The sequence below is a fragment of the Kitasatospora purpeofusca genome (genome assembly GCF_036010405.1).
Classification (GTDB): Bacteria; Actinomycetota; Actinomycetes; order Streptomycetales; family Streptomycetaceae; genus Kitasatospora; species Kitasatospora purpeofusca.
Genome location: NZ_CP108561.1, coordinates 291,662 through 310,208 on the forward strand (window position 1 = coordinate 291,662; position 18,547 = coordinate 310,208).

13 protein-coding genes are annotated in these 18,547 nt (G+C 73.5%); 7 read left to right on the top strand and 6 right to left on the bottom strand.

The genetic code is table 11. The annotated features are described in order from the left end of the window. Window positions 1–271: 271 nt before the first annotated feature. Window positions 272–1,291 (top strand): LacI family DNA-binding transcriptional regulator, encoded by a 1,020-nt coding sequence (locus OG715_RS01390; RefSeq protein ID WP_327064202.1) that lies wholly within the window; start codon window positions 272–274, stop codon window positions 1,289–1,291. 75 nt (window positions 1,292–1,366) lie between these two features. Here OG715_RS01390 and OG715_RS01395 read toward each other — a convergent pair whose 3' ends face one another. After that, on the bottom strand, window positions 1,367–3,121 hold the full coding sequence (locus OG715_RS01395) for a glycoside hydrolase family 35 protein (RefSeq protein ID WP_327063642.1): 1,755 nt from the start codon (window positions 3,119–3,121) through the stop codon (window positions 1,367–1,369). A 350-nt stretch (window positions 3,122–3,471) separates the two neighbouring features. On the opposite strand from OG715_RS01395, the gene tatC reads away from it, so the two are divergent. Next, complete coding sequence (gene tatC / locus OG715_RS01400; RefSeq protein WP_327064203.1) at window positions 3,472–4,386, top strand: twin-arginine translocase subunit TatC; 915 nt, start codon at window positions 3,472–3,474, stop codon at window positions 4,384–4,386. 95 nt (window positions 4,387–4,481) lie between these two features. On the opposite strand, the gene OG715_RS01405 is transcribed toward tatC, so the two are convergent. Together OG715_RS01405 and OG715_RS01410 are read right to left on the bottom strand one after the other, a co-directional pair. Further along, on the bottom strand, window positions 4,482–4,868 hold the full coding sequence (locus OG715_RS01405; RefSeq protein WP_407660932.1) for a winged helix-turn-helix transcriptional regulator: 387 nt from the start codon (window positions 4,866–4,868) through the stop codon (window positions 4,482–4,484). Window positions 4,869–5,620: 752 nt separating this feature from the next. After that, a complete protein-coding gene (locus tag OG715_RS01410) occupies window positions 5,621–7,924 on the bottom strand; it encodes a glycosyl hydrolase family 95 catalytic domain-containing protein (protein WP_327063643.1) in 2,304 nt (767 codons plus the stop codon). 443 nt (window positions 7,925–8,367) lie between these two features. Between OG715_RS01410 and OG715_RS01415 the strand changes: the two genes are divergently transcribed. The 5 genes from OG715_RS01415 (at window position 8,368) to OG715_RS01435 (ending at window position 13,902) form a co-directional block, all read left to right on the top strand. Continuing rightward, window positions 8,368–9,432, top strand: coding sequence for a Gfo/Idh/MocA family protein (locus OG715_RS01415; RefSeq protein WP_327063644.1), 1,065 nt, complete (start codon window positions 8,368–8,370; stop codon window positions 9,430–9,432). Window positions 9,433–9,501: 69 nt separating this feature from the next. Continuing rightward, window positions 9,502–9,873 (top strand): alkaline phosphatase family protein, encoded by a 372-nt coding sequence (locus OG715_RS01420; RefSeq protein WP_327063645.1) that lies wholly within the window; start codon window positions 9,502–9,504, stop codon window positions 9,871–9,873. Continuing rightward, window positions 9,870–11,549 (top strand): phosphocholine-specific phospholipase C, encoded by a 1,680-nt coding sequence (locus OG715_RS01425; protein ID WP_327063646.1) that lies wholly within the window; start codon window positions 9,870–9,872, stop codon window positions 11,547–11,549. Before OG715_RS01420 ends, OG715_RS01425 begins: the two co-directional genes overlap by 4 nt. 92 nt (window positions 11,550–11,641) lie before the next feature. After that, window positions 11,642–12,046, top strand: coding sequence for a hypothetical protein (locus OG715_RS01430; RefSeq protein WP_327063647.1), 405 nt, complete (start codon window positions 11,642–11,644; stop codon window positions 12,044–12,046). Window positions 12,047–12,540: 494 nt separating this feature from the next. Next, window positions 12,541–13,902, top strand: coding sequence for a PhoH family protein (locus tag OG715_RS01435; RefSeq protein WP_327063648.1), 1,362 nt, complete (start codon window positions 12,541–12,543; stop codon window positions 13,900–13,902). A gap of 28 nt (window positions 13,903–13,930) precedes the next feature. Here the strand turns inward: OG715_RS01435 and OG715_RS01440 are convergent, their stop codons facing one another. The 3 genes from OG715_RS01440 to OG715_RS01450 all read right to left on the bottom strand — a co-directional run bounded on the left by OG715_RS01440 (window position 13,931) and on the right by OG715_RS01450 (window position 18,453). After that, entirely contained in the window at window positions 13,931–14,872 is a 942-nt protein-coding gene (locus OG715_RS01440) for a hypothetical protein (RefSeq protein WP_327063649.1), read from the bottom strand. Window positions 14,873–15,260: 388 nt separating this feature from the next. Continuing rightward, window positions 15,261–17,705 (bottom strand): M4 family metallopeptidase, encoded by a 2,445-nt coding sequence (locus tag OG715_RS01445; RefSeq protein WP_327063650.1) that lies wholly within the window; start codon window positions 17,703–17,705, stop codon window positions 15,261–15,263. Between the two features lie 361 nt (window positions 17,706–18,066). After that, window positions 18,067–18,453 carry a hypothetical protein gene (locus OG715_RS01450; RefSeq protein ID WP_266308927.1) on the bottom strand — a complete coding sequence of 129 codons (387 nt, stop codon included), beginning with the start codon at window positions 18,451–18,453 and terminating at the stop codon, window positions 18,067–18,069. Window positions 18,454–18,547 lie beyond the last annotated feature (94 nt).

Here is an 18,547-nt window from a genome sequence, read left to right on the forward strand (position 1 = left end):
GACCGGTGAACGGCTCCGCGGCGGCTGGCCAACGAAGGATGTTTACGTAATCATCGGTGTGGCGATCGTGGCACTCCCGATGAGGAGCGTCAAGCACGAAGAAGAGACGAACGAGAGGAATCCGGTGAGGGGCATGCAGACGAGCGACCGGTCGGCCGACACGGACGCGGGGGGCGCGGAATCCGGGTCGGAGGCGGGCCGGACGGCCGACGAGGAGGCCGGCCGGGCAGCCGGCGGCGGGCGCGGCCGGGGCCGGGCCCGCCGGGTCTCGATGGCGGACGTCGCCGCCCTCGCCGGGGTCTCCTCGCAGACGGTCTCGCGTGTCTCCAACGGCGACCCCGCCGTCATCGACAGCACCCGCCAGAAGGTCCTGGACGCCATGAAGGAGCTCGACTACCGGCCCAACAGCGCCGCCCGCGCCCTCAAGCGCGGGGAGTTCCGGGCGATCGGCGTGATCACCATGGGCCTGTCCAGCACCGGCAACGTCCGGACCCTGGAGGCCATCGCGGGCTCGGCCGCCCGCGCCGGCTACGCCGTCACCCTGATCCCCCTCGACGCCCCGACCCAGGACAACGTCCGCGGTGCCTTCACCCGGCTCGACGAGCTGGCCGTCGACGCCGTCGTCCTCATCATGGAGGTGCACCTGCTCGACACCACCGCGCCGACCCTCCCCCCGCACGTCAAGGTCGTCGTGGTCGACTCCGACGCCACCGGGCGCTTCCCCGTCGTCGACACCGACCAGCGGCAGGGGGCCCGCACCGCGGTGCAGCACCTGCTCGACCTCGGGCACGAGACGGTCTGGCACGTGTCGGGCCCCGAGGAGTCCTTCGCCGCCGACCGCCGGTCGGACGCCTGGCAGGCGGTGCTGCGCGAGGAGGGGCGGCGGGTGCCGCCGGCCCAGCGCGGCGACTGGACGCCCGAGTCCGGGTACGAGGCGGGGCTGCGGCTCGCCGAGGAGGCCGACTGCACCGCCGTGTTCGTCGCCAACGACCAGATGGCCCTGGGCGTACTGCGGGCCTTCCACGAGCGGGGCCTGCGGGTCCCGCAGGACGTCAGCGTGGTCGGCTTCGACGACATCGCCGAGGCGGCCTCCTTCATCCCGCCGCTGACGACGATACGTCAGGACTTCGCCCGGGTGGGCGAGTTGTGCGTGGACGCGGCTCTTCGGGAGCTGCGCGGCGAGACGGTGACGGGCGTCCGGCTGGTGCCGACCACCCTGGTCGAGCGGGCGAGCACGGCGGCCCCGGGGCCGGGCGGCGCGGCGCGGCGGGGGGCGGCCGAACGGCGCTGAGGGCGCCCCACGGGCCGACCCCCCGAGGGCGGCCGGACGCCGGGACGCACAACCCGCCGTCCGGCCGCTCCCCCGTCACTCCCCGATCGGGCCGAGGTCCGGCGTCCCGCGGAACTCGACGGTGCGGGCGCGGTGCGCGGAGTGGAGTTCGAGCACCACGACCTCGTTGCTCCCGGCCCGCAGGACCGGCGCGGGCACGTACAGCGAGCGCTGCGGCCCCCGGGACCAGTAGCGGCCGAGCGGGAAGCCGTTGACCCAGGCGTTGCCCTTGGTCCAGCCCTCCAGGTGGAGGAAGGTGTCGGCGGGCTCGGCGACCTCGAAGCCGCCGCGGTGGAAGGCGGGCCCGACGGGCGTCGGCGCGCCGGCGGCGAAGGGGACGTCCGCCAGGCTGCTCAGCGGGAGCGGGCGGCAGCTCCAGTCCGCAGGTTCAACCCCGTCGAGCAGGACCTCGCCGAGCAGTCCCTTGCGGTCGTGGATGCCGGGGCCGTAGTTGACCCGCCCCTGGTTCTCCACCAGGACGGTGAGGGTGCTCCCGGCCGCGGGGGAGGTGAAGGCCAGGGCGTGTTCGTGGTTCTCCCGCTCCAGGACGCCGACGGGCCGGCCGTCGACGAAGACCTGGGCGCGGTCGCGGACCTGCTCGACCTCCAGCAGGACCGGGCCGGCGGCCGGGAGCACGGTCTCGTAGAGCACGAAGCCGAAGTCCTGCGCCAGCTCCTCCATGGTGAGCGGCCGGGGCGACCGGACGGTGGCCGGGGCGAGGGCGGCGGCGTTCGGCAGCAGTTCGGCGCTCCCGGTCAGCACGACCGGGGGGAGGGCGAGCTTGGGGCCGCGCGCGGGCACCGGCTCCTCGGGCACGGGGGCGTGCTTGGCGATGACCTCGCGGAAGGCGTGGTACTTCGCCGTCGGGTCCCCGGCCTCGTCGAGCGGCGCGTCGTAGTCGTAGGAGGTGACGGTCGGGCGGTAGGTGTGCTTGTCGTTGGCGCCGTTGGTGAAGCCGAAGTTGGTGCCGCCGTGGAACATGTAGAAGTTGACCGAGGCACCGGCGGAGAGCAGCTCGTCGAGCTCGCGGGCCGCGTCGTCCGGGTCGCGGACCACGTGCCCGGCGCCCCAGCGGTCGAACCAGCCGATCCAGAACTCCGTGGTCAGCAGCGGCGAGTCCGGCCGCTTGCGGCGCAGCTCGGCCAGGTGCTCGGTGGAGCGGCTGCCGAAGTTGGCCGTGGCGAGCACGCCGGGCAGCGCGCCGCGTTCGAGGTCCGTCGGCTGGTCGCAGGTGAACAGCGGCACGTCGACGCCGCAGCGCCGGAGCGAGTCGGCGAGGTGTTCCAGGTACGCGGTGTCCTCGCCGAACGCCCCGTACTCGTTCTCCACCTGGACGGCCAGGATCGGACCGCCGCGCGAGGCCAGCTGGGGCAGCAGCGGGGTGAGCAGGCGGCGGAAGTAGTCGTCCACGGCGGCCAGGAACCGGGGGTCGCGGGAGCGCAGCCGGATGTCGGGTTCGGCGAGCAGCCAGGACGGGAGGCCCCCGCCCTCCCACTCGGCGCAGATGTAGGGGCCGGGGCGCAGCAGGACGTGCAGGCCCTCGGCGGCGGCGAGTTCGACGAACCGGGGCAGGTCGAGCCCGCCGTCGAGCCGGAACTGCTCCGGTCGCGGCTGGTGGAGGTTCCAGGGCACATAGGTCTCGACGGTGTTGAGGCCCATCAGCCGGGCCTTGTGCAGCCGGTCGGCCCACTGCGCGGGGTGGACCCGGAAGTAGTGGAGCCCGCCGGACAGCAGCCGGAAGGGTTGGCCGTCGAGCAGGAGTCCGGCCTGGTCTGTCTGGAGAACGGGCATGCGCGTCTTGCTCCTGTGGGAAGGGATGCGGTGCGGCAGGGGGCCTGCCCCTTCGACTATGTTTACGTAACCATCGACCTCGTGGCAAGCTTCCGGGCGGCCGGGAAGGTCCCGGCAGGAGCATTGACGGTGGGAGCATTGACGGACGGACCCGGCAGCCCGCAGACTTCGCGTACCGGCGGCGCCGCGGGCCCGTGTCCCGTCCCGCCTCGGCACGGATCCGCCCGAGGCCCGTCCACCAGCGGGCCTCCGAACACCAGCCGAGGCCCGGGTTGAGCAAGCTGATCAAGGTACCGAAGACCTCCAAGTCGCTCGACGCGTCCAAGGCGTCCAAGGACCCCGAGGGGCGGATGGCCCTCGCCGACCACCTGCGGGAGCTGCGCAACCGCGTGGTCAAGTCGGTCCTGGCGATCGTGGTGTTCACCGTCCTGGCGCTGGTCTTCCACAAGAGGATCGAGGACTTCCTGCTGCAGCCGCTCCGCTGCACCCCGGAGATCGTCGCCGCGGGGAAGGAGAAGTGCGCGCAGGTCTCGACCATCGGCCTCACGGCCGGCTTCACCTGGATGCTCAAGGTCGCCCTGACCGCCGGCGTGGTGGCCACCGTCCCCGTCTGGCTCTACCAGATCTGGGCGTTCGTCGCGCCCGGCCTGCACCGGAACGAGCGCAAGTACACCCGGATCTTCGTCGCCTGCGGCGCCCCGCTGTTCCTGGCGGGCGTCACCCTGGCGATGGTGCTGCTGCCGACGACGGTCCGGATGCTCATGTCGTTCACGCCCGACAACACCACACCGATCCTGCCGCCCGACGACTACTTCGACATCGCCACCCGGCTGATCCTGGTCTTCGGCCTGGCCTTCGAGTTCCCGCTGCTGCTGGTGATGCTCAACCTGACCGGCATCGTCACCGGCAAGCGGCTGCTCGGCTGGTGGCGCGGGATGGTACTGGGCATCACCGTCTTCGCGGCGTTCGCCACCCCGAGCGTCGACCCGCTGAGCATGCTGGCGCTGGCCGCGCCGATCTGGGCGCTGTACTTCCTGGCCTGCGGGATCGCGATGGTCAACGACCGCCGCAAGGCCCGGCGCAATCCCGACCTCGGGCTCGACGACGACGAGGCCTCGGACGTCGACCTCACGGTGCGACCGGTTTCGGCGGTGGCGGCCGTCGAGGCCTCCGCCCAGCCGTCCGCGAGCGTCGAGGTGCTCCTGCCGCACCAGGAACGCCAGGAGCAGGTGGAGCACCGGGCACCCCTGGACGACATCACCTGATCCGGTGACGGGAGGCCGCACGTCTCGGCGGCGGCCGGACGGGAAGGGGAGGCCGAACGAGCCGGGCATGTGCGGAGCGGGGGTGTGCGGATCCGTCACAGCTCCGGCCGGGACGGCGGCCCCGGGCAAACGTCGTCACTGTGGCTCGCCTCCTCGACCCACGCCCGCAGGTGCGCGAGGGGGACCGCCGCGCCGTGGCCGAGCTCGGTCAGGGCGTACTCCACGTGCAGGGGGACCGCCGGATAGACGGTGCGGGTCAGCAGGTCCGCGTCCTCCAGGCGGCGGAGCGTCTGGGTCAGCACCTTGGCGCTGACGCCCTGCAGCCGCCGCTGGAGTTCGCCGAACCGCCGGGGCCCCTGTTCGAGTGCGCCGATGGCCAGGGCCGACCACTTGTTGGACAGCAGGTCGAGCATGGCCCGACAGGGGCACTGGGCCGCGTAGACATCGTGGTGGTCGGGTCGGCCCGGGACGCGCCGGGTCACCCGGACGCCCCCTCGACGGCCGGGTCGGCGGAGGGAGGCGGTGGAGGAGTCCGGGTGGGTCTGTTCGCACCGGCGTCTGCGGGTTCACTCACGCTTGCTCTCCTCGGGTTCCGGGCCGGGCGCTCCCCGGGCATGGGCCGGCCGGCCCGGCCCGTTGGACCAGGAGGCCTGCGGTCCCCGGCCGTCCCGCGGGTTTGTCGAAGCGTTACGACCGTCGACCCCTGCGCGTGGCGACGGCACCGACCGGCCCCACGTGAACGGTCCGGGCGGAGGCTCCGGACGGGCGGGCCGGCGACGGTGCGTCTCCGCGGGCGGCAGTGCCCGGCAGCACCGGTCCGGGGCCGCTCCGGGGGGGGGCAGCCGTGCCGGTCGTCGTCGACCGGCCGACGTGCCGTCAACTCGCCTGCGGCCGTGGCAATATTGTACGGGAAGCCGGCTGGTTACCATCAAGGGCACCTACTTCCCTCCGGGTAAGCACGTGCGGTCGGGGCCGCCTCCGGTGCTCCGCGGGGACGGCACCTCGCCCGGGTGTCCCTCGTGCCGCCCTGACGCCCGGGCCGCCCGCTCCTCCCCCGCGACGGCGGCCCGCGCGCGGGCCGTCCGGTGGCCGGAAAGGCCCGGGTCTTGGTCCGGTCCACCGCGTGGGCGGCGGCCGCCGGGGATCTCCCGACCCTTTCACAGCGGCGCGCGGTCGACGGACGCACCCGCAGCGAACCACGTCGTGCCGCGTGTCGTCGACGGAGGCACGGCGGTCAGGCGACTGGGCCCCGGACCCGGGACACCGTCCCGCGCCAACAACGCTGCTCGATCATGCGCGATCCGGCCTCGCTTCGAGCAACTCTTGACTCGATCTCCGACTCTGCGTTGCACTGGTGCGAGTTCTTCCCCGAGTTCGCCCCCGATGTCGCCCCCGACGCAGTCGCCCGGGACCGGGCCTTCGGCCCAGCCGCTCCACCTCGCTGCGCCCCGGCCCGGCGGAAGACCATGTCGTTGCCGAGGATCTTCCGGAGGTTCTCGTGGACACCGGCACCGTCCTTCAGCCGGGCCCGGGCCAGCGCCCGGTGGAGGCTGCCGTGCGCGGAGAGGTTCTCGTCGCCGCGCAGGTCCAGGGCCCGGCCGGCGGCGCGGACCAGGTCGGGGCGCTCCTCGGGGTTGATCTCGTGCAGCGGCCAGGCCCCGTAAAGGTGGTGGACGTGCCGGTGGTCGTACCGGTCGGTCAGGCCGGGCCAGGACCATTCCGCGAGCGCGCCGTCGCCGTTGACGGTGTAGTCGGGAAGGGCGGCCAGCAGGGCGGTCCAGCGGGCGACGCCCCGGCCGGGGCCCTGTTCGGCGCCGAGGGCGTCGGCGGCGTCGACCGCCGCCCGCAGGGCGTGCCGGCCGGCCGCGATGTCGCCGGTGGCGTTGACCGCCAGCATCTGCCCGGTGCTGGCGGGCGCGTTCTCCATCGAGTAGGACGGGACGAAGACCTTCTTCCCGGCGGCGTCGGTGCGGGTCAGGAAGTCCTCGTAGAACAGGGCGAGTTCCATCAGCGCGGGGCCGAGCCGGTCGCGCAGGAAGGCGGTGTCGCCGGTGACCTGGTAGTACTCCAGCAGGGGGTGGAGCAGCCAGTCGGCGCCGCCGGTCCAGCACTGGCCGGGGAAGTCGCTGTCGTTGAAGTGGAGCATGTGGCCGTGCTCGCCGTCGGTGCGGCTGGGGGCGAGGAAGCCGCGGGCGCCGTAGATCCTGGCCGCGTTGTCGCGCCAGTCGGCGAGCTGGCCGAGGACGAAGTCGAAGTAGCCGCGCATCGCGTCGCCGTGGCTGAGGATGTTGCCGCCGGCGACCTGGAGGTTGACGTTGGCGTCCGTGGTGATGTCGTCGGCCCAGGCTCCGGTCCAGCTGCCGGTCCAGATGCCGGTGAGCCGCGGCGGGAGGACCCCGCTGGAGCTGACGAACAGGTAGCGCCCGGAGTCGTACATCCGCTCCAGGAGGGCCAGGTCGAGGCTCCACCGGTTGCCGTTCTGGCGGGCGACCAGGTCACCGGTGGGCAGTCGGCGGTCGGCGGCCGGGACGCCGAGGTCGAGGCTCGACCCGTCGAACATCGCCCGGTGCAGCGGCCGGTGCCGGCCGAGCAGGGTGCCGTAGTCGGCCGTCAGGGCGGCGAGTGCCTTCTGCAGCGGCTCGGCGTCCCAGGCGTCCGGAGTCTCGTAGCGGTCGAGCTTGGTGAGGAGCAGGACCCTGGCGGCCCCGGCGACGACCAGGGTGGAGCCGTCGACGGTGACCGAGGCGCGGGCGCCGGCGGCGACGACGCGGGTGACGCCCTCGTAGCCGAACGCTCCCTGTCCGGCGGGGTAGGTGCCGCGCAGGCCGAGGTAGCCGTCCCGGCCGACGACCTTGGCGGTGGTGCGGAAGGTGACGCTGCCCGGCGTCCCTTCGAGGGCGGTGTGGGCGCCGAGCACGGTGGAGACGGTGCGGCCGGTCGCGGGCAGCAGCTCGTGCACGATCACGCGGTCCGCGCGGGAGACGAAGGCGCGGCGCCGCCAGGTACCGGCCGGGTCGGCCCAGGTGTGGGTGACCTCGCCGGTGCGGAAGTCGGTCAGCCGTGCGTAGTCGGCGGCGCCGCTCGCCTCCGGTGTGCCCAGGTGGAGTTCGTAGCCGGGGTGGTAGGTCTGGGTCCAGCGCAGGGTCCAGTCCCCGGCGAACTCCCCGGCCGCGCCGGCGTAGTCGCCGGCCAGGGCCTTGTCCCGCACCGCGGGGAGGCGTCCGGCGAGGTCGGGGGGCTGGACGGTGCGGGTGCCGTTGGGCAGGACGAAGCGGTGGTGGTTGAGGACGACCTTCTCCAGGGCGGGGGTCCCGTGGAGCACCGCGCCGTACTCGCCGTTGCCGGTGAGGAAGCCGTCGGTCCAGTCCGCGGCGGGCGCGGTGTCGTGGATCCCGCGCTCCGGGAGGGTGACCCGGGACGGCACGGCGGCCGCGGCCCGGGAGGGCCGGAGCGCGCCGGGCAGGACGACGGCGCCGGCGGTGGCGGCGGCTCCGGCGAGGAAGTGCCGGCGGCGCAGAGGGGGATCGGGCAGGCTCATGGTGGGGCTCCATCGGCCGGATGGGGGAGCAGCGGGGGGAGGCGCGGAGCATCTGCGGTACGCACGGGCGGCTCGGCGCCGTGGTCCGGTCCGGTGCTGCGCACGGTCACGCCCGGTGAGATGTTGGCGTGAACATCTGGTTGCAGCCGAGTTTCGAGGACGGGTCGGCCCACGTCAAGGTCTCGGCCCCGCAAGCCCTTTGCTCCCCGGGCCGGTCGGCCGGGCGGGCGGCCTCCGACATGGAACGCCCGGGCCGGTACTTGACACCTCTTCCGTCTTCGGATGTCATGAAAGCCCCCGCCTGTTTGAATATGTTTGATTATGTCGCTTCCCGTTTGAGCCCTCGTCGCCCGCCGAACAGGGCGGGGCAAGGAAGGCACAGGGCGAACACCGCGACACGCTCGCGATTCCACGCGGATCGCACCCCACCCAGAAGGAATCCCATGACGCAAGCCCGACCCGTCCCCGCCCCCGCACCGGCGGCCACCGCGCTGCCCGCCCCCCGGACCCCCGACCCCCGCACCGCACCGTCGCTCAACTGGGGGGTGGTGGCACCCGGTTGGATCGCGGCCAGGTTCGTCGACGCGCTGCAGAAGCACACCACGCAGAAGGTCGTGGCGGTCGGCTCCCGCGACACCGGGCGCGCCCGCGCCTTCGCCGACCGCTTCGGCATCCCCGCCGCGTACGGGAGTTACACCGAACTCCTCCAGGACGACCGGATCGACATCGTCTACGTCGCCTCGCCGCACTCCGGCCACTACGAACACGCCCTCCAGGCGATCGAGGCCGGTCGGCACGTGCTCGTGGAGAAGGCGTTCACCCGCAACGCCCACGAGGCCGAGCAGCTGATACGGGCGGCCCGCGAGCGCGGGGTTTTCCTCATGGAAGCGATGTGGACCCGCTTCCTGCCGCACATCGACGTGGTCCGCCAGGTGCTCGACGCCGGGCTGCTCGGCGAGGTGCACACCGTCACCGCCGACCACGGGCAGCCGTTCGAACCCGACCCGGCACACCGTCTGTTCGCCCCCGAGCTGGCCGGCGGGGCGCTGCTGGACCTCGGCATCTACCCGGTCTCCTTCGCCTCGATGGTGCTGGGACCCTTCGCCTCCGTCACGGCGGTGGGCACCAGGGCCTTCACCGGGGTCGACGGCCAGGCGTCGATCATCGTCACCTCCGGCTCCGGCGCGCACGGCGTGCTGAACACGACGCTCTTCGCCCGCACCCCGACCACGGCCTCGATCTCTGGCACGCACGGCCGACTGGAGATCGACGGCCCCTTCTACGAACCCGCCCGGGTCCGCCTCGTCGGCCGGGACAACCGGCCGGTCGACAGCTTCGCCCCGCCGCTGCGCGACGGCGGCCTCTGCTACCAGGCCGCCGAGGCGGCCCGCTGCATCGCCGCCGGCCGACCGGAGTCCGACCTGATGCCGCTCGCCGAGACGCTGAGGATCATGCGAGTCCTGGACAGCATCCGCCATGACCTCGGCGTCGTCTTCCCCGGCGAGTGACCCGCCCCGACACCGCTTTGCGCCGTCTCCCCCACACATCCCCTCGGCCGCAGAGGAGTTCCTTCCCCGATGAACGACAAGTCCAGAGCCGGTGTCAGTCGGCGCGCCCTGCTCGGCGGCGCTGCGGCCGCGGCCGCCGTCGCCGGCACGGCCGCACTGCCGCCCGCGCTGCGCCGGGCGACGGCCGCCCCGGCACCGACGGGCACCGGTACGGTCGCCGACGTCGGGCACGTGGTGATCTTCATGCAGGAGAACCGGGCCTTCGACCACTACTTCGGCTCCCTCAGCGGGGTCCGCGGCTTCGGCGACCGCAACGCGGTGAGGCTCCCGACCGGCAGGCCGGTGTGGCACCAACCCGCGTCCAGTGCCGCCGGCACGATCCTGCCCTTCCGGATGGACACCACGACCACCTCCGCGACCTGCGCCGACGCGCCGCCATGAACTGGCCGATCGACCTCGCCGTCTGGAACGGCGGACGGTACGACCGGTGGAACACGGCCAGGGACCCGGGTCTCGGAATGGGCTGCTTCACCCGCCCGGACCTGGAGTTCTACTACCGGCTCGCCGACGAGTTCACCATCTGCGACCACTACTTCCAGTCCACCCTGACCCAGACCAACCCCAACCGGCTGCACGCCTTCACCGGCAGCAACGGCCTCTCGGTGGGCGAGGCGGCGGTCATGGACAACACGACTCCGGACGCGGGGTTCGGCTGGACCACCTACGCCGAACGCCTGGAGGCGGCCGGCGTCAGCTGGAAGGTCTACCAGGAGGACGACAACTTCGACGACAACGCGCTCGCCTGGTTCACGACCTTCAAGCGGTCCCGCCCCGGGCAGCCCCTCCACGACAAGGAGATGGCCAGGGTCGCCGACCTCGTCGAAGCTTTCGGCGAGGACGTAGCGCGCGGCACGCTTCCGCAGGTCAGCTGGATCGTCGCGCCGACGGCCCTGTCCGAGCACGCGAACCACCGTCCCGCCGACGGCGAGAACCTCACGGCGCGGCTGCTCGCCGCACTCGCCGCCGACCCGGCGGTGCTGGCCAGGACCGTGTTCGTCCTCAACTACGACGAGAACGGCGGCTTCTTCGACCACGTGCCACCGCCCGTGCCGCCGACCTCCGAGGCCGACGGACTGTCCACGGTCTCCACCGCCGGGGAGATCAGCTCCGGGAAGCCCATCGGGCTCGGCTTCCGCGTGCCCATGATCGTCGTCTCCCCCTGGACCCGCGGCGGGTACGTCTGCTCCGAGGTCTTCGACCACACCTCGGTCCTCCGGTTCTGCTCCCGGGTGTTCGGCGTGCCCGAGCCCACCATCAGCCCCTGGCGCCGGGCGGTCACCGGCGACCTGATGTCCGTGTTCGACTTCACCTCGGCGCGGACCGGCTGGCCGTACCTGCCGGACACCGTCGGCTACCGGGCGCGGGCCGCCGCACAGTGCGGCAACCTTCCCGCGCCCGAGGTGCCCGACGTCCAGGCCCTCCCGGTGCAGGAGGCCGGGCACCGCAGGGCCCGCGCCCTGCCGTACGCCTTCGAGGCCTCGGGACGCGTCACCCCGGAGGCCTTCTGGATCGACATGGTGAACAGCGGCACCGCCGGGCAGTGCGTCCACCTCTACGCCAACGCCTTCCGGACGGACGGACCCTGGCGGCACACGGTGGAGGCGGGCAAGAGCCTCAGCGACCACTTCGTGAGCGGCACGCCGGCCGGCGCCTACGACCTCTCCCTCTACGGTCCGAACGGCCTGCACCGGCGCTTCCGCGGCAACCGGCTCACCGCTACCACCGCCGGGCGCGCCAACCCGGAGGTCACCGCGGCGGCCGACGTCCCGAACGGCTGCCTCACCCTCACCATGACCAACAGCGGCGCCGCCCCGTGTACCGTCACGGTCACGGCCGGCGCCTACCGCGCGGACGGCCCATGGACGTTCCACCTGCCCGCCTCCGCTACCGTGCGGAACTCCTGGACGATCACCGACAGCGGCTGGTGGTACGACCTCACCGCCACCGCCGACACGGCCGACGGCTTCCTGCGCCGGTTCGCCGGCCACGTCGAGCACGGGGCCGAAAGCATCACCGACCCGGCCGCCGGCGGCACCTCCGGGGCCGACCTCCGGTAGGCCGGGGGTCCGGCGCGCGGGGCGGGCCCCACCCCGCCCCGCGCGCCGTCCTCCCGCCCGTCACCGAGCCGCCTCCACCGAAGACAGGTCACATGCCCCTCCCCCTGCGCTGCGCGACGGCCCTCTGGTCCCTCCTCCTGCTCGTCGCGGGCCTGATGCTGCTGGACGTGTTCTCCGCCCGGATTCCCGCCGGGCTCGAGCCCGGCGACATCGTCCTCCTGGTTCCGGCGGTCGGAGTGCTGGCGGCGTCGGGCCTGATCGTCCGCCGCGCCGTGCGCGGAGGCCGCCGGGCTCGGGGCATGCTGGACGTCCTCGCCGGCCTCTCGCTGCTGCTGGCCGCCGTGACGGTGGTGCTGACGATCGGCGCCCGCACGCCGCTGCCCGTCCTCGACCTGGCGACCGCCCTCCTCCCCCCGGCCGCCCAGGTGCTGATGCACCTGCCGTCGGCCCGCCCCGCCCACCGTCGCGGGAAGGCGGGTCCGCACGGCGCACCGTGACGCCGCGCGCCGACACCGCACCGTGATCCACGTCACGTTCCCGTGGCGTGGATCGCTGGTTATCGTGCTCCCAACGAAGCGGGGAAGGATTTCCGGCCCACCGCGGTGCGGCCCGATTCCGGGCAACCAGATCCCGCCCGAGGAGTGCCCGGGATCAGCGGATCCCGGTCCGTCACCGGGATTCCCCGCACGCATTCGGAGCCGCACAACCGCAGGTCAGGGGCCGTCGCACCGCGATTCCCCGCCTCGCTGGAAGGAGGTCGCCCCGGTCAGGAATACGGCACCGGTCGGCATTCCGGCGGTCTCGCCCCCCGATGATCCGCCCCTGCCTCCGGGCTATCGGACCGGACACGGTCGGCGGTCGCGGAACGCCCCGCCGATCCGGCGTCCGCCGCGATCCGCGAAGGGATCGCCCGCCCCGGCGGACCGTGCGCCGTCCGGCCCCTCCCCCGGGCCGCGGTTCCCGCTCCGGCCAGTCCCCCTGGAGGTACCCGATGAGCAGCGAAGACCACGAGAACCGGCCCGAGCAGTGGCTCCACGCACGCAAGCGCGACCGGCGGACGTACGTTCTCGACACCAGTGTGCTGCTGGCGGACCCGCTGGCGATGACCCGTTTCGAGGAGCACGAGGTCGTCCTCCCCGTGGTCGTGGTCACCGAGCTGGAGGCCAAGCGGCACCACCCGGAGCTGGGCTACTTCGCCCGCCAGGCGCTGCGGCTGCTCGACGACTTCCGGATCCGGTTCGGGCGCCTGGACGAGCCGATCCCGGTCGGCGAGCTCGGCGGCTCCATCCGGGTCGAGCTCAACCACTCGGACACCTCGATACTGCCGGTCGGCTACCGGGCCGGCGGCGGCGAGGCCGACACCCGGATCCTGGCGGTCGCCCGCAACCTCCAGGCCGAGGGATACGACGTCACCGTCGTCTCCAAGGACCTCCCGCTGCGGATCAAGGCGTCCTCGGTGGGCCTGCTCGCCGAGGAGTACCGCGCCGAGCTCGCGATCACCTCCGGCTGGACCGGCATGGCCGAGCTCCACGTCGACGCCGACGACGTGGACGCGCTGTTCGCCGCCGGCCACGACGCCGGCGTCGACGTCCCCGGCGTCGCCGACCTGCCCGTGCACACCGGCCTCGTCCTCACCTCCGAGCGCGGGAAGGCCCTGGGCCGGGTCGCCGGCGACGGCCGGGTGCGTCTGGTGCGCGGCGAGCGCGAGGCCTTCGGCCTGCGCGGGCGCAGCGCCGAGCAGCGGGTGGCGCTGGACCTGCTGCTGGACCCGGAGGTGGGGATCGTCTCGCTGGGCGGGCGGGCGGGTACGGGGAAGTCGGCGCTGGCGCTGTGCGCGGGGCTGGAGGCGGTCCTGGAGCGGCAGCAGCACCGCAAGGTGATGGTGTTCCGGCCGCTGTACGCGGTCGGCGGCCAGGAGCTGGGCTACCTGCCGGGGTCCGAGTCGGAGAAGATGAGCCCCTGGGCGCAGGCGGTCTTCGACACCCTGTCGGCCGTCACCACGCCGGACGTGGTCGAGGAGGTCATCTCCCGGGGGATGCTGGAGGTCCTGCCGCTGACCCACATCCGGGGGCGCTCCCTGCACGACGCCTTCGTGATCGTGGACGAGGCGCAGTCGCTGGAGCGCAACGTCCTGCTGACGGTGCTCTCCCGGATCGGCCAGGGCTCCAGGGTGGTCCTCACCCACGACGTCGCCCAGCGCGACAACCTCCGCGTCGGCCGCTACGACGGCGTCGTCGCCGTCGTCGAGAAGCTCAAGGGCCACCCCCTGTTCGCCCACATCACCCTCACCCGCTCCGAACGCTCCCCCATCGCCGCCCTGGTCACGGAGATGCTGGAGGGCCTGGAGGTCTGACCGCCCTGCGGCTGGAGCCACCGCGGTGTCAGGACGTGTGCTCCCAGCTCGCCCGGCGCAGGGTCGTCGGGGTCGGGGTCGGAGGGGTGGGGGTCACGGTTCGAGGTGTCGGAGCGGGCTCGCTGCCCGGCCCCTCCGACGGGGTGGGCACCGCGGGCACGGTGCGCTCGCGGTCGGACGCGCCCAGCACCGGTGTCAGGGCGCAGGCCAGCGTCAGTGTTCCGAGTCCGGCCGCCCAGACGGCTCCCGTCCGGGGCTTGCGGGCGTGCCGCGCCGACCGGCGGCGCCGACGGTGCTCCGGCACACTCGTACCCGCTCCGGCCGGTGCGGGTACGGGACTGGTGACGGCGTCCTCGGCGCCGGGCGCGGGCGGGTCCTGCGGGCTGGGCTCCCACTGGTCCAGCAGCGCCCGCGCCCGTAGTCGGGCGATGTCCCAGTGGTGGACGGCCCGCAGGTCGGCCAGTGTTCGCGCGCAGGGCCCGCACCCGTCCAGGTGCCCGGTCAGCTCCGGGCCAGCCGGACGACCGTCGCCCGCGGCATCGGCCAGTCGGACGGCCAGGTGCCGGCACAGCCGCTCGGCCACGAGGGAGTTGCGTTCCCGCAGGTAGGCCATGGCCAGTTCCCGCCGTACCGGGCCGGCCGGCGGCACCGGCGGAACACCGGTTCCGGGCGCCGGCAGCAGGGTGTGCCACACCTCGGCGGCCGCGGGTTCGGGAAGCCGGTGGAGCGCGCGGAGGAGCGGGCAGCCGCTCTCGGCCGCACGCAGCGCGGCGACGGACCCGACCCGGTCGGACACCTGCTGCCGGTGCCGCAGCCAGCCCCCGAAGGCCGGCGACAGAAGGTCGGGGTGTCCGTCGTCGGCCCACCGGGCGGCCAGCTCACGGGCCCCGTCCACCAGGCAGGACATCCAGGTCGGGGCGGGGACGGGCCCGAGGCCGAAGACGTCCAGCGCCCGGTTGAAGGTCGCCACCGTGAGCGTTTCGGCGCTCTGCCGGTCCCCGCAGAGAACGCCGGGCGTAGGCCAGCACCACCTCGCCGTGTCTGCGCATCAGCTCCTCGGCCGCGGCGCGCCGGGTGGGCGCCGCCACCAGCAGACCGCAGAGTTCGGAGTCGGTGAGGGGGGCGACGGGAGCGGGCATGGAGGTCCTTGCTGGATCGGTCCCGGGCGGACCCGTGCCCTGCCGGGGCCCCGGGTCTCCTTCGGCTGTCCCTGGGGGAGCCGCTGACCGGCGGCCGCGCCCGCCGTGTTGCCCAACCGTTACCGCGCGGGCCTGCGACCGCGCCCGGGTAAGCGGCGGACCGCCGCCCCGGCGGGCGGCGGTCCTGGGGGAAGGTGTCCCGGTGGTCCCGCGGGTGGGTCAGTTCCCGAGGGTGACCGCGGTGTCGTCGATCAGATAGGTCGTCCGGGCCGCGAGGTCCTCCCGGCCGACGAAGCGCAGGTCGACGTACTGACCCGCGTAGGAGGACAGGTCGACGCTCCGCTCGACGTAACCGGTGGTCGCGTCCAGGTTGGACCAGGTGGCCAGCACGGTGTCGCCGGCCTGGACGGTCAGCTTGTCGTAGGGCACAGTCGTGGTGCTCTCGTCGGTGCTGATGTGCACCCAGAAGGTCAGCACCGCCCGGCACCCGTACGGGATGTGGACGGACTGGGACAGGGTGTCGGTGCTGGTGTCGCCGTGGCCGCCCAGCCAGGCCTTCCACGCTCCGCTGCGCGGGAGGGTGTAAGGGTTGGTGGAGTCGATGCTCCGGCTGTTCGAGGCCCTCCAGGCGACCGGGCCGTCCTCGAAGCCGGGGTTGGCGAACTGCTGGGCGGTGGCGCACTGGCCGGCGGTCCAGGTGGTCCAGGTGGTCCAGGAGAACGACACCACGTCGTGGGCGCCGGTGGGGTCGGTGGCCGTGAGGGTGACGGTGGCGGTGGCCTGGGTGGTGGGGGTGCCGGTGATCACGCCGGTGGTGGCGTCGATCGCCAGGCCGGCGGGCAGGCCGGTGGCGGTGTAGGCGAGCGGCCCGGCATTGCTGCTGGTGGCCTCGGTCCGGAGGTTCACCGCGGTGCCGGTCCGGGTGACCTGGTCGCCGGGGCTGGCCAGGGTGACGCCGGTGGTGATGCGGGCCCCGACGTTGACGGCGGCCCAGGCGTTGGCAACGTTCCGGTAGGCGGGGCTGTCGGCACCGTACAGGTCGGCGGCGGCCTCGAGAGTGGCGGTGCGGGCACCGGCGTAGTCGGTGGAGGAGGTCATGTAGGTGCTGAGGGCGCGGTACCAGACCGCTGCGGCGGCCTCGCGCCCGATCGGGTTGACCGGCCGGCCGTCGGAGGTCGGCGAGTCGTACGCCACGCCGTTGACGAGCTTGGCGCCGCTGCCCTCGGAGGCCAGGTAGAACCAGTGGTTGGCCGGGCCGGAGGAGAAGTGGACGTCGCTGGAGCCGATCCCGGCGTACCAGTAGTCCTTGGAGGCACCGTCCTTGGAGGGCTTGTCCATGTAGCGCAGCGGCGTGCCGTCGCCGTTGATGTCGATCTTCTCGCCGATCAGGTAGTCCCCCGGGTCGGCCGTGTTCCCGGCCCAGAACTCGACCGCGGCGGCCATGATGTCGGAGGTCGCCTCGTTCAGGCCGCCGGACTCGCCGCTGTAGACCAGGCCGGCGGTGTTGGCGGTGACGCCGTGCATCATCTCGTGGGCGGCCACGTCGATCGAGGTGAGCGGCTTGGCGTCGTAGTCGCCGTCGCCGTACGTCATGCAGAAGCAGACGTCCCACCAGTAGGCGTTGGCGTAGCCCGTGCCGTAGTGGACGTGGCTGGTGGCGGCGACGCCGTCGTTCCGGATGCCGTCGCGGCCCTGGACGTTCTTGTACCAGTCCCAGGTCAGTTGTGCCCCGTAGGCGGCGTCGACCCCGGCGGTCTGCGGGTGGTCGGGCCGGCCGGTGCCCCAGACGTCGTCGGCGTCGGTGAACAGGGTGCCGGTGGCGCGGTCGTCCTCGGTGTGCTCCAGGTCGTAGGTCCGGTGCCCGCCGCGGGTGCCGTCCGTCAGGCTGAACGTGCCGCCCGCCGCGGTGGTGCCGAGGGTGACGTCGCCGGAGTACTGGCTGTGGCCGGAGCCGTTCCTGACGTTCTGGTACTCGAAGAGCCGGGTGCCGGTGGCGGCGTCGGTGACGACGTGCAGCTCGGACGGGGTCCCGTCGCCCTGCACCCCGCCGACGACGCTCTCCCAGGCGCGCACCGGCCGACCGGTCGCGGCCCACACGACCTCGCGAACGGAGTCGATCTTCGCGGCGCTCACCCCCTCGGCCCCGGCGCGCTCCAGTGCGCGGGCGTTGGCGGTCCCGGCGGTAACGCCCGCCAGGGCGGGGGCGACCGCCAGGGCAGCGCCGGTGGCCAGGTCGACGTCCTTGACGGTTCCGTCGGCGGCCGTGTGGACCACCAGGTCTCCGCCGAGGACCGGGACTCCGGCGAGGGTGCGGTCGTACCGGGTGTGCAGTGTGCCGTCGGTGTCCTTGCTGACGGACTTCGGCTCCAACTCCTCCTCGGGGCCGAGGCCGAGGGCTTCGGCGGTGGCCGAGCGGCGGGTCCGGGCGTCGGCCGTGAGCGCGGCCTGCTCCTCCCGGTCCAGCGCCGCGGGCGCGGAGCCCGCCCGGGGGGCGGGGACGCCGGGGACGCCCGGGCCGGGGCCGACGCGCCCGGCGGCGGTCACGGTGGGGCCGGCGCCGACCGGTCCGGCCGTGGCGGCCCCGGACGGCAGCAGGGCGGTGACGAGGGAGACGCCGAGCGCGAGCGCGCACGCTCCGGCGGTCCTGCGGGTGTGAGGTGTCAAGGAAACTCCTCGGGGGGTGGCCGGCGTCGGGCCCGGCCTCGGGGCCCGGATGCGCCGGACGACGTTGTCCGGTCGCCGTCCGGGCAACGGCGTACAGGCAACTGCCGCTCTCCACTGACGACTTGGCGAGTCCGGCAGGCGCGACGAAGCCTGACATGTTTGCGCGAACATGTCACCCTGCCCTTCGCGGACCGGCTGGATCCGGCCAACAGCCGTCACCCCCGCACACCCACCGGCGGCGCCGCCCCGGGCCCACCACCCCTACGCACACCTATACCCCGGCCTCTCCGGAGAGGCCGGGGCATAGGTGGCGGCGACGGGCGGACGTGCACCGGCCCCGGTCACGGGCCGGGACGCGGGGTCAGCAGACCGCGACCGCGTCCGCCGGCGGCACCGCGGCGGAGTACGGGGGCCGCGGCATCTCCACCACCCGGCCGCCCGCCTCCTCCAGCCGCCGGACGGTCGCCGCAGCCTTGGCGTCGTCCAGCGAGAACACGAACGGACCGGGGACGAGAACGGTCTCGCACACACCCGCCTCGACCGCGCGGGTCAGGTCGGCCAGCGCCGCCAGCGGCTCGGTCGACCGCCTGCCGTTGTCCAGGAACAGGGTCGCCTCACCCAGTCCGGATTCGACGGAATAGCGCTCCAGGATCTGCCAGAAATCGAGCATCCGGACCGCGTCGCACGGGTAGCACCGCAGATAAATGGCGGTGGGACGGCTCGCAACGGGCCGAATTCTCGTGGCCATGGTATTTCTCCTCGGTGCCGCACCCGGTCGTCCCGGGCGGTATTGCTGATTCCAGGAAAGCAAACGCACACGGGGTGGTCCAGAGTCACGGCCA